15 protein-coding genes are annotated in these 14,482 nt (G+C 71.7%); 11 read left to right on the forward strand and 4 right to left on the reverse strand.

The window, feature by feature from the left end:
* Positions 1 to 142 precede the first annotated feature (142 nt).
* From AB0N07_RS29335 to AB0N07_RS29370, 8 genes are all read left to right on the forward strand, one after another.
* Positions 143 to 337 carry a hypothetical protein gene (locus AB0N07_RS29335; protein ID WP_276107604.1) on the forward strand — a complete coding sequence of 65 codons (195 nt, stop codon included), beginning with the start codon at positions 143 to 145 and terminating at the stop codon, positions 335 to 337.
* Positions 338 to 383: 46 nt separating this feature from the next.
* Positions 384 to 1,265: an N-acetyl-1-D-myo-inositol-2-amino-2-deoxy-alpha-D-glucopyranoside deacetylase gene (gene mshB / locus AB0N07_RS29340; protein ID WP_365840117.1), complete on the forward strand. Its 882-nt coding sequence runs from the start codon at positions 384 to 386 to the stop codon at positions 1,263 to 1,265.
* Positions 1,262 to 1,672, forward strand: coding sequence for a DUF6113 family protein (locus AB0N07_RS29345; RefSeq protein ID WP_365840119.1), 411 nt, complete (start codon positions 1,262 to 1,264; stop codon positions 1,670 to 1,672). Before mshB ends, AB0N07_RS29345 begins: the two co-directional genes overlap by 4 nt.
* A gap of 154 nt (positions 1,673 to 1,826) precedes the next feature.
* Positions 1,827 to 4,094 carry a hypothetical protein gene (locus AB0N07_RS29350; RefSeq protein WP_365840121.1) on the forward strand — a complete coding sequence of 756 codons (2,268 nt, stop codon included), beginning with the start codon at positions 1,827 to 1,829 and terminating at the stop codon, positions 4,092 to 4,094.
* 145 nt (positions 4,095 to 4,239) lie between these two features.
* Positions 4,240 to 5,166: an ABC transporter ATP-binding protein gene (locus AB0N07_RS29355; protein WP_365840123.1), complete on the forward strand. Its 927-nt coding sequence runs from the start codon at positions 4,240 to 4,242 to the stop codon at positions 5,164 to 5,166.
* Entirely contained in the window at positions 5,163 to 5,894 is a 732-nt protein-coding gene (locus tag AB0N07_RS29360; RefSeq protein ID WP_365840125.1) for an ABC transporter permease, read from the forward strand. The genes AB0N07_RS29355 and AB0N07_RS29360 overlap by 4 nt, the downstream gene beginning before the upstream one ends.
* 5 nt (positions 5,895 to 5,899) lie before the next feature.
* Complete coding sequence (locus AB0N07_RS29365; protein ID WP_365840185.1) at positions 5,900 to 7,090, forward strand: histidine kinase; 1,191 nt, start codon at positions 5,900 to 5,902, stop codon at positions 7,088 to 7,090.
* Positions 7,087 to 7,701, forward strand: coding sequence for a response regulator transcription factor (locus AB0N07_RS29370; protein WP_365840127.1), 615 nt, complete (start codon positions 7,087 to 7,089; stop codon positions 7,699 to 7,701). The genes AB0N07_RS29365 and AB0N07_RS29370 overlap by 4 nt, the downstream gene beginning before the upstream one ends.
* A 122-nt stretch (positions 7,702 to 7,823) precedes the next feature.
* Here AB0N07_RS29370 and AB0N07_RS29375 read toward each other — a convergent pair whose 3' ends face one another.
* Together AB0N07_RS29375 and AB0N07_RS29380 are read right to left on the reverse strand one after the other, a co-directional pair.
* Positions 7,824 to 8,675, reverse strand: a complete 852-nt coding sequence (locus AB0N07_RS29375) for a transglutaminase-like domain-containing protein (RefSeq protein ID WP_365840129.1) — start codon at positions 8,673 to 8,675, stop codon at positions 7,824 to 7,826.
* Between the two features lie 32 nt (positions 8,676 to 8,707).
* Positions 8,708 to 9,760 carry a GNAT family N-acetyltransferase gene (locus AB0N07_RS29380; RefSeq protein ID WP_365840131.1) on the reverse strand — a complete coding sequence of 351 codons (1,053 nt, stop codon included), beginning with the start codon at positions 9,758 to 9,760 and terminating at the stop codon, positions 8,708 to 8,710.
* Positions 9,761 to 9,900: 140 nt separating this feature from the next.
* Between AB0N07_RS29380 and fdxA the strand changes: the two genes are divergently transcribed.
* Positions 9,901 to 10,221 carry a ferredoxin gene (gene fdxA / locus AB0N07_RS29385; RefSeq protein WP_030929316.1) on the forward strand — a complete coding sequence of 107 codons (321 nt, stop codon included), beginning with the start codon at positions 9,901 to 9,903 and terminating at the stop codon, positions 10,219 to 10,221.
* 138 nt (positions 10,222 to 10,359) lie between these two features.
* The gene (locus tag AB0N07_RS29390; protein WP_365840134.1) at positions 10,360 to 11,451 is read left to right on the forward strand and encodes a bifunctional succinyldiaminopimelate transaminase/glutamate-prephenate aminotransferase; all 1,092 of its coding nucleotides are present in this window, start codon (positions 10,360 to 10,362) and stop codon (positions 11,449 to 11,451) included.
* Between the two features lie 63 nt (positions 11,452 to 11,514).
* On the opposite strand, the gene AB0N07_RS29395 is transcribed toward AB0N07_RS29390, so the two are convergent.
* Together AB0N07_RS29395 and AB0N07_RS29400 are read right to left on the reverse strand one after the other, a co-directional pair.
* Positions 11,515 to 11,970, reverse strand: a complete 456-nt coding sequence (locus AB0N07_RS29395; RefSeq protein WP_365840136.1) for an ATP-binding protein — start codon at positions 11,968 to 11,970, stop codon at positions 11,515 to 11,517.
* 279 nt (positions 11,971 to 12,249) lie between these two features.
* Positions 12,250 to 13,227, reverse strand: a complete 978-nt coding sequence (locus tag AB0N07_RS29400; protein WP_365840138.1) for a heavy metal transporter — start codon at positions 13,225 to 13,227, stop codon at positions 12,250 to 12,252.
* An 85-nt stretch (positions 13,228 to 13,312) separates the two neighbouring features.
* Here AB0N07_RS29400 and dapE point away from each other — a divergent pair, with 85 nt between their 5' ends.
* Positions 13,313 to 14,392 (forward strand): succinyl-diaminopimelate desuccinylase, encoded by a 1,080-nt coding sequence (gene dapE, locus AB0N07_RS29405; RefSeq protein WP_365840140.1) that lies wholly within the window; start codon positions 13,313 to 13,315, stop codon positions 14,390 to 14,392.
* The last annotated feature ends 90 nt before the right edge of the window (positions 14,393 to 14,482 follow it).

Here is a 14,482-nt window from a genome sequence, read left to right on the forward strand (position 1 = left end):
GGCCGTGCGCCGATCGATGCGCGCGGTCGGATAGTTATGATCACTAGCGCATAGTGGGTATGAACCTGCTGGTTGTTGTGTGGTTCTGTCCGGCCCCTAAGTTCGACCCCCGCGCTCTTGGGACCTTTGGAGGTGAGCCGCCGTGGCACTCTCGATTTCGGCGGTTGTGCTGCTGGCGATCATCGTCTTCCTTCTGATCAAGAAGTCAGGACTGAAGGCGGGGCATGCGATCGTCTGCATGCTGCTCGGGTTCTATCTCGCCTCCTCGACCGTCGCTCCCACCATCCACGAGCTGACGACGAACATCGCGGGGATGATCGGCAGCCTCAAGTTCTGACCCGGGGCTGCGCTGCGCTGTCGGTGCCGCCTCGTAGGGTGGCTCCATGACGGAACAGCCCTCCCGGCGTCTGCTGCTGGTGCATGCGCACCCGGACGACGAGTCGATCAACAACGGCGCGACCATGGCCGCGTACGCGGCCGGGGGTGCCCGCGTGACACTGGTCACCTGCACCCTGGGCGAGCTCGGCGAGGTCATACCGCCGGAGCTGCGGCACCTCACCGGCACCGCCCTGGGCGAGTACCGCCTGCAGGAGCTCACGGCCGCCATGCGCGAGCTCGGTGTCGAGGACTTCCGTCAGCTCGGCGGCCCCGGCCGCTACCGCGACTCCGGAATGATGGGCCTGGCCGACAACGACGACCCGGCCTGCTTCTGGCAGGCGGACGTGGACGAGGCGGCCGCACACCTCGTCGAGGTCATCCTGGAGGTACGCCCCCAGGTCCTCGTCACCTATGACGACAACGGCGGATACGGCCACCCCGACCACATCCAGGCCCACCGCGTGGCCATGCGCGCCGCCGAACTGGCCGCGCGGGCCGGGTGGGAGATCCCCAAGGTCTACTGGAACCGCGTGCCGCGCTCCGTCGCCGAGAGTGCCTTCGCCCGGCTTGCGGAGGATCTGTCCGGTCTGCCCTCCGCCCCCTTTTCCAAGGTCGCCGTCATCGAGGACGTACCGGGTGTCGTCCCGGACGACCGGATCACCGCCGAGATCGACGGCACCGCGTACGCCGCCGCCAAGGCCGCCGCGATGCGGGCCCACGCCACTCAGATCGAGGTCGCCGAACCGTACTTCGCGCTCTCCAACGAACAGGCGCAGCCCCTCTTCACCACCGAGTACTACGAATTGGTGCGCGGGGCGGCCGGAGAGCCGAGAGAGACCGATCTCTTCGCCGGGATCGACTTCGCCGGTGCCGAGGAGGCGTCATGACAGAGCGCGGTCCCCTGCTCGCCCAGCCGCTGCAGCGGCCCTCCGCCGGGCGGACGCTCCTGTACGTGGGCCTCTTCATGCTCGGCGCGGTCGTCGGCGCGGCCGGTGCGCTGGTGCAGGCCGGCTGGTTCCCCGGCGGGCTGCTGCTTGCGCTGGCGGGCGAGGCCGGGCTCTGTCTCGGCGGCGGACGGGCCACCGGCAGCCGCGGCGGAGCGATCGCACCTGCCGCCGGATGGATGATCTCCGTCATCCTGCTCACCGCCAGCAGACCCGAGGGGGACTTCCTCTTCGGTGCGGGAGGCGGCTCCTATCTCTTCCTCTTCGGAGGGATGGCCGTCGCTGTGATCTGCGCCACCCTTGGACAGGGGCGGCAACCAGGTGCCCGTGACGTCCGACTTGGCGAGTGACGTACCACTTCGCCATTAACCGAGCGTGGGAGTCCCGTGTGGGTTTCCCCGGCGGTCATGGGATACGCGCCAGAAGTGGCCAGTATGGTGGTGCGCGCCGCCGAGCCGCCCGTGAGGTTGTGTCGGGCGGCGGAGCCAACCGGGAGAACCTGCCTTGAGTCGTGAAACTGACACTCCGTCCTCCGGGCCCAACGGGCGCGGCCAAGCCGCATACCCGTCGGGCACGCCGCCGTACGGGACCCCCACGGCTTCCGACGCCGGTACGGATGCGGGCCGTTCGGCCGCGCAGCCGGAGGACCGCAAGACCGAGACCACACTGACGACCCGGATCCGGATCAACATCCCAGGGTCGCGGCCCATTCCGCCGGTCGTCGTGCGTACGCCCGTCGCGGACGCCGAGGGCTCCGACGACACCGGGGAGACCGAGGCTCCGGGGCCGGGTGCCACCCAGGCCATGGGCACCGTCGAGCCCCCGGCCGAGGCCGCTCAGCCCGCCGAGGACAAGACGAGCGGGTGGTTCGCGCCCCGCAAGTCGGCGCCCGCCAAGGGCGGTCAGGGCGGCGGCTCCACCAACGGAGCCGGTCTGCCGGGCGGTTCGGGCGCGGGCGCGCCGGCCGCCCCGGGCGCCGGGCCCTTCGGCGCGGGTGCCCCTTCCGGCGGCGCCCGTCCGGGCACCGGCCGCCCCGGTGGCGTGGTCGGCTCCATGAGCGTGCCGGGCGGCTCCCGGCCCGGCGGCGCCCCCCGACCGGGCGGGACGAACGGCGCCGGGCTCCCCGGAGCGACCGGCGGCCCCGTGGCCCCCGGGCACGGCGGCGGCACCGGTTCCTTCGACGTCACCGAGGCACTGGCCGCCGGACCGCTCGGCAACGGCGCGCGCCCCGGCAGCGAGCCCCGCCGTGACGACCTCCCGTACTTCTCGGACGGCGAGCGCGGCACCCAGAACGGGCAGAACGGCCAGGGCGCTTACGGCGGCCCGGGCGGCGCGAGCGGCTTCAACGGGCCGGGCGGCCGCGGCGGCCCGGGCGGGGGCGCCCAGGGCCCCGCAGGCCCGACCGTCGGTCCGGTCACCGGTGACGGCCCCGTGACCTCGCCCTTCGGTGCCGGACCCGGCGGACCTGCCGGGCCCAAGGGACCCGGCGGCTCCGGCGCACCTGCCGGGCTCGGCGGCCCCGCGGGCATCGGCGGCCCCGGGACCATCGGCGGCGCGCACGGCGCGGGCCTCGGCCCCGGTGGCGGCCTCAGCGACGACACCGCGATCCTCACCCCGCAGAAGCCGGCCCCCGAGCCGGGCCAGCAGGGCTTCCCGGCGCCCGACAACATCTCCGGGCACACCGTCACCAGCGGCGTCCCGGTCGGGTCGCCCGGCGGGAACTCGCCGTTCGGCCCCGGCTCCCACACCGACGGCCCGCTGCCGCACACGCCGCCGAAGCTGCCCGAGCCGGGCGGCCAGAGCACCTCGGCCTCAGCGCCCAAGAAAAAGAAGAAGGGGCGCAACAAGCTGGTGCTGCTCGGCACCGGCGTGGTCATCGTGGGCGGTGTCGCGTACGGCGCCGGGCTGCTGATGAACCACTCCGACGTGCCCAAGGGCACCACGGTGCTCGGCGTCGACATCGGCGGCGGCACCCGCGACGAGGCCGTGAAGAAGCTCGACGCGTCCTTTGGCGACCGGGTGAACAAGCCGCTGAAGCTGTCCGTCGGCGGCAAGACGGTCGAGCTCAAGCCGGACCAGGCGGGCCTGCAGTTCGACGAGCAGGCCACGGTCGCGGCGGCCGCACAGGCCGACTACAACCCGATCTCCGTCATCGGCTCCCTCTTCGGCAACCACCGGGTCGTCGACCCGGTCATGCCCGTCGACGAGGAGAAGCTGACCGCTGCCCTGCAGTCCACGGCGGGCGGCTCCGGCTCGATGACCGAGGGCACGATCGAGTTCAAGTCCGGCAAGGCTGTCGCCGTCTACGGCAAGGCGGGCAAGGGCATCGACGCCGCCAAGTCGGCCCAGGCGGTCGAGGAGGCCTACCGCAGCCAGGTGGAGACCAACTCCACCGAACCGGTCGCGGTCGTCACCACGACCCAGCAGCCGACGGTCACGAACGCCGAGGTCGACCGGGAGATGAAGGCCTTCGCCGAGCCCGCGATGTCGGGCATCGTCACGGTCCGGGCGGGCGTGGCGCAGGTCAAGTTCAGCCCGCAGAACTCGCTGTGGAAGTTCCTCAGGGTCCAGGCCGTGGGCGGCAAGCTCGTCGACAAGCCGGACCTCACCGCGCTGAAGAACCTCTACGGCGGCGCCTTCGACGGCGTCCTGATCACCAGGGGCACCGGAAAGAAGACGGCCGTCACCCCCCAGGACGTCTACGTCGCCCTGCGCCAGGCCCTGCTGAGCAAGACCAACCGGGTCGGGGTCATCCAGACGAACCCCAGCTGACATCACTCCCGCGAAGGGGGCATCCGGCAGGCGGCCGGGTGCCCCTTTCGCCGTAGGTCACCGTCCGCCGTATGACATCTGTCATCCGGCAGTCAGGACCGCCGACACTGCCGTGCCCCAGGCCTGCGCGGCGACGATGGATCCCATGACGACGACAGCGAAAGCGACCACCGCCCCGGTGGTCGGCTTCGACCAGGTGAGCAAGACCTACGGGAACGTACGGGCCGTCGACGGGCTGACCCTCGCCCTGCACCCGGGGGAGACCGTGGCCCTGCTGGGGCCGAACGGGGCCGGCAAGTCGACCACCCTCGACCTGCTGCTCGGCCTCAAGCTCGCCGACAGCGGCACGGTCCGCGTCTTCGGCGCCAGCCCGCGCGAGGCCATCGTCGCCGGACGCGTGGGCGCCATGCTGCAGAGCGGCGGGCTGATGGACGAGGTCACGGTCGCCGAACTGGTGAAGCTCGCCTGCGACCTGCACCCCAAGCCGTACAAGGCCAAGGACGTGCTCGCCCGCGCCGGCATCTCGCAGATCGCCGACCGAAAGGTCAACAAGCTCTCCGGCGGCCAGGCCCAGCGCGTCCGGTTCGCCCTCGCCACGGCGGGCGACAGCGACCTGATCGTCCTCGACGAGCCGACCACCGGCATGGACGTCTCCGCCCGCCAGGCCTTCTGGGCCACCATGCGCGAGCAGGCCGACCAGGGCCGTACGGTCCTGTTCGCCACGCACTACCTGGAGGAGGCCGACGCCATCGCCGACCGTGTGCTGGTCCTGCACCGGGGACGGCTGCTGGCGGACGGCACGGCGGCCGAGATCAAGGCGAAGGCCGGGGCACGGCGGGTGTCGTTCGATCTGGAGGGGCCCATCGACGAGGCACCGATCAGGGCACTCCCGTTTCTGACCTCTGTGGACATATCCGGCCAGACCGTCCGCATCCAGTCCTCCGACGCCGACGCGACCGTGCACGCCCTGTACGGCCTCGGTGTCTACCCCCGCAACCTCGAAGTCGCCGGGCTCGGTCTGGAGCAGGCCTTCGTCGCCATCACCGCCGCCGAGGAGGCGAAGCAGTCGTGAACAGCCTCATCAAGCTGGAGCTCACCCGCGCCCTGCGCAACCGCAAGTTCCTGTTCTTCTCGGTGATCTACCCGTCGGTGATCTTCCTGCTGGTCTCCAACCAGACCGGGAAGGTCGACGGCACCGGACTGAGCGTCGCCTCGTACGTCATGGTCTCCATGGCCTCCTTCGGCGCTCTGACCGCGGTCCTCATGGGCAACAGCGAGCGCATCGCCAAGGAGCGGGAGGGCGGCTGGGTACGGCAGCTGCGGCTGACCACGCTGCCCGGGCGCGGCTATGTCCTCGCCAAGACCGCCAGCGCCGCCGTCGTCAGCCTGCCGTCCATCGTGGTGGTCTTCCTGGTCGCCGCGGCCGTGCGGGGCGTTCGGCTGGATGCCTGGCAGTGGTTCGCGCTCACCGGGGCGATCTGGGCCGGCAGCCTGGTCTTCGCCGCGCTCGGCGTCGCCATCGGCTACCTGGCCACCGGGGACGCGGTCCGTCCGATCACGATGATCACGTACTTCGGTCTGTCGATCCTCGGCGGCCTGTGGATGCCGTCCTCGACCTTCCCGCAGTGGCTGCAGGACATCGCCAAGTGGCTGCCCACGCACGCGTACGCTGCCCTCGGACGGGCCATCGAACAGAGCCGGTCCCCCGAGACCAAGGACCTCGCCCTCCTCGTCGTCTACTTCGTCCTGTTCGCGGGCGGCGCGGCGTGGCTGTACCGGAAGGACACGCTGAAGGCGTGAGCACGATGACGGACGACGGGCTGCCCGCGGAACTCCGGGCCGAGAACGCGATCCGGGTCGGCCAGCCGCCCCGCGACCGGGGCGAGGCCACGCGCAAACTGCTCTGGATCCTGCCCTGGCTGATCTTTCTCGGGTCGCCGGTGCAGGACCTGACCTCCGGCCGCCACACGCCCGCCGCGACCGCGGCGGGCTGGGTGGCCCTGGTCTCCTTCACCGGTGCCTATCTGACGGTGGTGTTCCGGAACATGGGCCGGCCGTTCGGCGGACGGACCGTAGCCGGTCTCGTCGCCCTGCTCGGAATCCTCGCCGTCGTCCTGAGCCTCACCCTCGGCAGCGCGTGGATCGGCCTCTTCGTGTATGTCTCCGTCACCTACGGCGCCACGCTGCCGCAGCGGGTCGCGTACGGGGCGGTCGCGCTGAACACCCTCGCGATGGTCCTGGTCGGCCTGCGCGTCGGGCTGGACGACTGGAGCCTCGTCCTGGTGGTGCTGCTCCTGGGCTTCGCGATGATGGGAGTGAAGCAGCTGGTGCGCACGACCATAGAGCTGCGCAAGGCCCGCGCGACGGTCGCCCAGCTGGCCGCCAACGAGGAACGTCTGCGCCTGGCCCGCGACCTGCACGACCTCCTCGGCCACTCGCTCTCCCTGATCACGCTGAAGAGCGAACTGGCGGGCCGTATGCTCCCCGACCACCCCGAGAAGGCGGCCCAGCAGGTCGCCGACATCGAACAGGTCAGCCGCCAGGCCCTGGTGGACGTCCGCGAGGCGGTGACCGGCTACCGCCGCCCGCGCCTGTCCGAGGAACTCGCGGGCACCCAGGTCGCCTTGACGGCAGCGGGCGTCACGGCCGAGGTCCCCGACCGACCGGACCTCACCGGCGTCTCCGTGGAGAGCGAGTCCGCCCTTGCCTGGGCGCTGCGCGAGGCGGTCACCAACGTCGTACGGCACAGCGGCGCCACCCGCTGCACGGTGGAGGTGCTGCACCGCCAGACCCTGGACGGTCCGGTCCTCGAACTCGCCGTGGAGGACAACGGCTCGGGCGGCCCCGGCAAGGGCCCGGGCAACGGTCTGACGGGCCTGACGGAACGCCTGGAGAAGGCCGGCGGCACCCTGGAGGCAGGCCGCATCAAGCACGGCTTCCGCATCGTCGCCCGCGTCCCCGCCGACACCCCGGCGGCCGTAGGATCCGGGGCATGAGCTCTACGATCAAGGTGCTCCTCGCCGAGGACCAGTCGATGGTCCGCGAGGCGCTGGCCGCCCTCCTCGGCCTGGAGGACGACATCGAGGTCGTGGCCCAAGTGGCGCGCGGCGACGAGGTGTTGGCGGCAGTCCGCGAGCACGCCGTGGACGTGGCCCTCCTCGACATCGAGATGCCGGGCTGCACCGGCATCGAGGCGGCGGCCCAGGTCCACAAGGCCCTGCCCGCCGTGAAGCTGGTCGTCCTCACCACCTTCGGCCGCCCCGGCTACCTCCGCAGCGCCATGGAGGCGGGCGCCGACGCCTTCCTGGTCAAGGACGCCCCCGCAGCCCAACTGGCAGAGGCGGTACGCAAGGTCCTGGCGGGGGAGCGGGTGATTGACCCCACCTTGGCGGCAGCGGCCCTGGCAGAGGGCGCCAACCCGCTGACCGACCGAGAGCGCGAGGTCCTGCGAGCGGCGGCGGACGGTTCGACGAACGCGGAGCTGGCGGCGGCCCTGCATTTGTCGCAGGGAACGGTCCGCAACTATCTCTCGACGGCAATCCAGAAACTGGCGGTACGAAACAGAGCCGAAGCCGTCCGGATCGCACGGGAAAAGGGCTGGCTGTAACGGCTTTTGTCTTCTAGGGGCGCAGGGCTGTATCGATCTGCGGCTCCGCCGCGTGGGCGCGATCAGCCACCACGGACTCGCACCCGCACAATGACCGAGCCCCCTAAGGCGATTGGGCGAACTCAGTTGAGCAACGCCCGGGCCGCCCGGGCCTGCCCCCGCACACGCTCCGCGGCCGACTCATCCACCGCAGCCACCACACCGGCGTAAGCCTCAAGCTCCACCGCCCCCTCGACGAAGTCGCCCCGCTGCACAAGCAACTGCGCCCGCTCATACCGCAACCGCGCAGGATGCGAAGGCAACAACAGCGACAACTCCACCGCCCACAACGAAACATCCGACCGCTCCGGCCGAGCGGCCGCCCACGCCCGGATGTTGTTGAGGATCCGCAGAACGACGTCCAGCGGATCCGCCGGCGACAACATCGACGGATCCAGCGCAGCCCCCGTGGCCCCGGCCACCAACAGCTCGGCGTCGCCGACACCGAGCACCCGCCCCCCGTCGAACGGATCCACCAGCACCTGCTGCTCCTGAGGCCCGAACCCGACCACGAAGTGCCCCGGCAGCGCGACCCCGTACACCGGCGCCCCCGCCCGCCGCGCGACCTCCATCCACACCACCGACAGCAGGATCGGCAGCCCGCGCCGCCGCCGCAGCACCTCGTGCAGCAGCGAGGACTCCAGGCGCTGATAGTCGGCCGGGGAGCCGCGGAAGCCGTCCTGCAGCCCCAGCAGGTGGTGCAGCGCCGTCGCCCACGCCGTCGGACCGCCCGGCCGGAACGGCACCCGCCCCGCCAGCCGGTCCAGCTCCATCTGGGCGGCGTCCAGGCCCGCCTCGTCCAGCGCCCCGTCCGCCTCCGCGCCCACCAGCAGGCACAGCGTCGACAGATCGGGCCGCTCGGACCGCGCCTCCTCGGCGAACCGCCGCCGTAGTTCGGCGGACCGCTCGGGTGGTGGGGGGTATGGGGGACGCATAGCAGCCTCGTGCCCTCTCCCGGTGATCGGTACTACCGGCCGCTGCCGGGAGCCGCCGGTTCCCGGTAGTGGTGGTACGCGTGGTGCGCGGCGAAGCCCATCCCGGCGTACAGCGCCCGCGCCCCCGCGTTGTCCTCCTCGACCTGCAGCCAGGCGGCCGAGGCGCCCTCGTCGAGCGCCCGCCGGGCCAGCGCGGCCATGACGGTGGTGGCCAGACCGCGCCGCCGCAGCTGCGGATCCACCTCGACGGCCGCGAAAGAGGCCCACCGCCCGTCCACGACACATCGACCGATCGCCGCGGGCGCCGCATCCCCGGACGAGCCGGGAACCGTCGCGAACCACACCGAAGGACCTCCCCCACTCTCGGCTTCGCTCGAGCGGGGGGACCCCCATCCCAGCACCTTCAGCGCCACCTCGCTCACCCCCTTGCGCTGGTACCGCGCAAGCCACGCCTCGTCCGCCTCCCGGGACAGCACGACCCCGGAGGCCTCCGCCCGGTCCGCGACCGGCGCCAGCGCCCCGATCCACAGCTCGGCGGTCACCTCACGCACCCACCCGCGCCGCTCCAGCTCCGCACACAGCAGCTCCTGCGTGCCCTCGGCGCCGGTCGCGGTCTGGAGGTAGGCGGGCAGCCCGCGGTCGCCGTACCAGCGCCGTACGACGTCGAGCGCCTCGTCGAGCGGCATGCCCGGGTCGCCGAGCGGCAGCACCGAATTGGCGCGTCGGGTGAATCCGGCAGCGGCCCGCAGCTCCCACCCGCCGAGCCGCTCGCTCTCCACCGGCCGCCATGCGCGCGAGGCGACGTGCGCGAGTTCCTCGTACGAGGCGGCGGGACCCCGTCGGCGGGCCGGGGCCGAAGGCACGACTTTCCCCGCGACCAGGGCAGATTCCGGAATCCGGACGCTCTCGCCGCTCTTGCGTGTGATCAGCAGCACACCGTCGTCCCATGATGTGAGAACACCCACCGTGTCGGTGAACTTCTCTTCCGGGCGAGCAGGTTCGATCAAGCGTCGTACGGAGACCCGTTTCCCCACGTCAGCAGCGGTGATACGAACCTCGAGACGTCCGCCGGCCGAGATTTCCACAGGTCAGTTCACCCCTCCTGTTCGGATCATGCCCAAGAACGGAGATACTAGGGGCGGGCATCGACGACGCCGCGCTCCCGCGCGCCAGGCGGCGGAGCCTACGGAGGCCCGCCAGCGCCCTATCGAGGAGGAACGACAGCGTGACCTACGTCATCGCGCAGCCTTGTGTCGACGTCAAGGACAAGGCGTGCATCGAGGAGTGCCCGGTCGACTGCATCTACGAGGGCCAGCGGTCCTTGTACATCCACCCGGACGAATGCGTCGACTGTGGTGCCTGTGAGCCGGTCTGCCCGGTCGAGGCGATCTTCTACGAGGACGACACTCCGGAGGAGTGGAAGGACTACTACAAGGCGAACGTCGAGTTCTTCGACGAGCTCGGCTCCCCCGGCGGCGCCAGCAAGCTGGGTCTGATCGAGCGGGACCACCCCTTCATCGCCGCGCTGCCGCCGCAGGCCGAGTAGTCACGTAAGCGGCCCGCAGACCGTGCCGCCTCGGTCCCGTACGGCCGGATCGCCCTGGTGATCGCCGTACGGGGCCGAGGCGTTTGCCGTACCAGGGCCCTTGGGCCGTCTGCCGTACCAGAAAGTGAGCCAGATCCCGTGTCCGCAGTCTCCGACCGCCTGCCCACCTTCCCCTGGGACAAGCTGGAGCCGTACAAGAAAACGGCCGCCGCGCACCCTGACGGCATCGTCGACCTCTCCGTCGGCACCCCGGTCGACCCGGTCCCCGAGCTGGTCCAGAAGGCCCTCATCGACGCGGCGGACTCCCCGGGCTATCCGACGGTCTGGGGCACCCCGGCCCTGCGCGACGCGATCACCGGCTGGGTCGAGCGCCGCCTCGGCGCCCGCGAGGTCACGCACAAGCACGTCCTGCCGATCGTCGGCTCCAAGGAACTCGTCGCCTGGCTCCCCACCCAGCTCGGCCTCGGCCCCGGTGACAAGGTGGCGTACCCGCGCCTCGCGTACCCGACGTACGAGGTCGGCGCCCGCCTGGCCCGCGCCGACCACGAGGTCTACGACGACCCCGCGGACCTCGATCCGACGAACCTGAAGCTGCTCTGGCTCAACTCGCCGTCGAACCCGACCGGCAGGGTGCTGGGCAAGGAGGAGCTGACGCGGATCGTCGCATGGGCGCGCGAGCACGGGATCCTGCTCTTCTCCGACGAGTGCTACCTGGAGCTGGGCTGGGAGGCGGACCCGGTCTCGGTTCTGCACCCCGACGTGAACGGCGGCTCGTACGAGGGCATCGTGTCCGTCCACTCCCTCTCCAAGCGCTCCAACCTGGCGGGCTACCGCGCGGCCTTCCTGGCGGGTGACCCGGCCGTCCTCGGCCCGCTCCTCGAGATCCGCAAGCACGGCGGCATGATGACGTCGGCGCCCACGCAGGCGGCCGTGGTGGCGGCCCTGGGCGACGACGCCCATGTCCAGGAGCAGCGCGAGCGGTACGCGGCCCGGCGCACGGCCCTGCGCGCGGCGCTCCTCGGCCACGGCTTCCGCATCGAGCACAGCGAGGCCAGCCTCTACCTGTGGGCGACGCGGGACGAGTCCTGCTGGGACACGGTGGCCCACCTGGCCGAGCTCGGCATCCTGGTCGCGCCGGGCGACTTCTACGGCACGGCGGGCGAGAAGTTCGTACGCGTGGCGCTGACCGCGACGGACGAGCGGGTGCGGGCGGCCGTGGAGCGGCTGTAGCCGCCGTGGATGTGACGAGGGGGTCCGGGACATGTCCCGGACCCCCTCCGTGCCACCGGTGGCTCAGCCGCCGATCGGCAGGCCCTTCACCGGCAGGTTGCCGGTGCTCGGCAGGCCGCCCTTGAGCGAGCCCGCCGGCAGGGCGCCGCCGTTCTCGGCCGCCGTCTGCGTGGTGACGCCGACGATCTCCCCGACGGAGCCCGCCGCGGCACCCGCCGCACGCTGCGCGGCCGGAGCCGCCTTCTTCGCCACGCTGCCACCGGTCTTGCCCGCGTTCGGGACGGCCTTCTTGACCGCGTTGCTGCCGGCGTCGCCCGCAAGCCCGGTCACGTTCTGCGCCGCACCGTCGACGGTGTTGCCGACGCTCGCCCCGTCCAGAGCGGTCAGGCCGCCGACGTTCGGGGCAGCGGGCAGTTCGGGGGCCGCGCTGGCGGAGCCGGCCGCACCGACCCCGGCAGCCGCTCCCGCTGCGACGAGCAGCGCGGCACGGGCGATCCGACGGGTCAGGGGGAGGGACATGATGCTCCTTCGATGGATGTTGATCGTCCGGGCTCGGACGATGTGACTACCGCTCGAAGGCCCCGAAGGTTGCGGCGTCCCAACGTAAAGAGTTGGCAATGCGTCGCATTATCGGCTGCGGATAAAAACGGGCAAAAAGCGTCGGGCCGGAAAGTCTGCCGAATCCTTACAGCCCTTTGTCGGCAAGGGCTTTGACGGATGCAGGGGTGACGGTGCGAAAACCTGCCCACACCGTGGATCAAGCATGCCTGGCATAACCCGTGCGAGTGAAGGACCGTACTACTGCGCAGTGACGATTCGGACCGCGTCGGCGGTCTTTCTCGCCCCGCCGACGCCGTCCGCGGCGGCCGTGTGCCACGGGTTGTCGGCGTTCCCGGCGGTCCACTCCCGCCCGCCGTAGGAGACCCGCTCGATGTGCAGGGCGGAGGAGTTGGCCACGGCCCAGTGGGCGAGCTGCCAGCCGCGCTGGCGGACGCTGCGGCCCTTGGCGGGGCTCTTGCCGGCCGCGACGGGGAGCGTGACGGTGCGGGCGCTCGTCCCCGAGTTGCCGGCCGGCGAAGGTGCCGGTGTCGAGACGGCGTCCACTTCCGCGGCGGCCGGCTGCAGCGCCTCGCGCCCGAAGTCCCGTACGAGAGCGGCCCGCACCGCGTCCGGACCCGCCGCCTGGGTGGTGGCCGGGAGGCCGGCGCAGGTCAGCGTGGCCGGTGAGTTCCCGGTGAGGGCGGCGGAGAGCAGGGTGGCGTCCGGCTCGTGCTTGGCGTACGCCTCGGGATAGCCGCTGCGCTGCACACGCTGCGCGGCGACCGTGAGGGGGAGATTCGCGTAGTCGGGCACCTTGGCCAGGTGCCGGTAGAACATGCCCGCCGCGTACGTCGGGTCCAGGATCTGCTTCCTGGTGCCCCAGCCCTGCGAGGGCCGCTGCTGGAACAGGCCGAGCGAGTCCCGGTCGCCGTGCTCGATGTTGCGCAGCTGCGACTCCTGCAGCGCGGTCGCGATCGCGATGGTCACCGCCCGCTCGGGCATGCCGCGCCCGGTGCCCACCGCTGCGATCGTCGCCGCGTTCACCGCCTGCTCCGGCGTGAAGTCGTACGCCTTGCCGCCGGCCTCGCCCGAGACCACTCTGCAGCCCGATCCGCCTCTGCCCCCGGTGACGTACTGCACCGCGAGATAGCCCGCGACGGCGAGCAGGATCACGAAGGCCGCCCCGATACGGAAGAAGCGGCCACGGCGTTTGAGGGTGGATGACGGCTCTGGCACGTCGTACAAGGTAGCGGAGGGCTCTGTGGCCCACGTGACGGATGTGGCCAGTGGGCCGGAGCCCCGGCGGGTTAGGGTCGACTGCATGGCCGACACCCCACTTGACCTCACCCTGGACGCCGCCGAGCTCACCGCGCAGCTCGTCGACTTCCCGTCCGAGAGCGGCACCGAGAAGCCCCTCGCCGACGCGATCGAGTCCGCCCTGCGCGCCCTGCCGCACCTGAGGGTCGAGCGGTACGGCAACAACGTCGTCGCGCGGACGGACCTGGGCCGGCCGGAGCGGGTGATCCTGGCCGGCCACATCGACACCGTGCCGATCGCCGGCAACGTCCCGTCCCGGCTGGACGCGGACGGCGTCCTGTGGGGCTGCGGCACCTGCGACATGAAGTCGGGCGTGGCCGTGCAGCTGCGCATCGCGGCCACGGTTCCGGCCCCCAACCGCGACCTGACCTTCGTCTTCTACGACAACGAAGAGGTGGCGGCGGACCTCAACGGCCTCAGGCACGTCGCCGAGGCGCACCCCGAGTGGCTGGAGGGCGACTTCGCGGTGCTGCTGGAGCCGTCCGACGGCGAGGTCGAGGGCGGCTGCCAGGGCACCCTCAGGGTCCTGCTGAGGACCACGGGTGAGCGGGCCCACTCGGCGCGCAGCTGGATGGGCTCCAACGCCATCCACGCGGCCGCGCCGATCCTGGCCCGCCTGGCCTCGTACGAGCCCCGCTACCCGGTGATCGACGGCCTGGAGTACCGGGAGGGGCTGAACGCGGTGGGCATCTCGGGCGGCGTGGCCGGCAATGTCATCCCCGACGAATGCGTCGTGACCGTCAACTTCCGCTATGCGCCCGACCGCACGGAGGAGGAGGCGATCGCCCACGTCAGGGAGGTCTTCGCGGACTGCGGGGTGGCGGAGTTCGTGGTGGACGACCACAGCGGCGCGGCGCTGCCCGGCCTCTCGCACCCGGCCGCGGCGGCCTTCATCGAGGCGGTCGGCGGCACCCCGCAGCCGAAGTACGGCTGGACGGACGTCTCGCGTTTCTCCTCCCTCGGCATCCCCGCGGTCAACTACGGCCCCGGCAACCCGCACTTGGCGCACAAGCGGGACGAGCGGGTCGAAACCGCGAAGATCCTGGCGGGTGAGCAGCGGCTGCGGGCCTGGCTGACGGCCTAGCCCGTACGCCGCTTCACGGCGGACATGCTCACGTCCCCCGTCCGTAACCCGCGTAGATCTACTCTGAGGTGGAGACACCTGCAAGCGGAG

The organism is Streptomyces sp. NPDC051172 (assembly GCF_040682555.1).
In the GTDB taxonomy this organism is placed as follows: Bacteria; Actinomycetota; Actinomycetes; order Streptomycetales; family Streptomycetaceae; genus Streptomyces.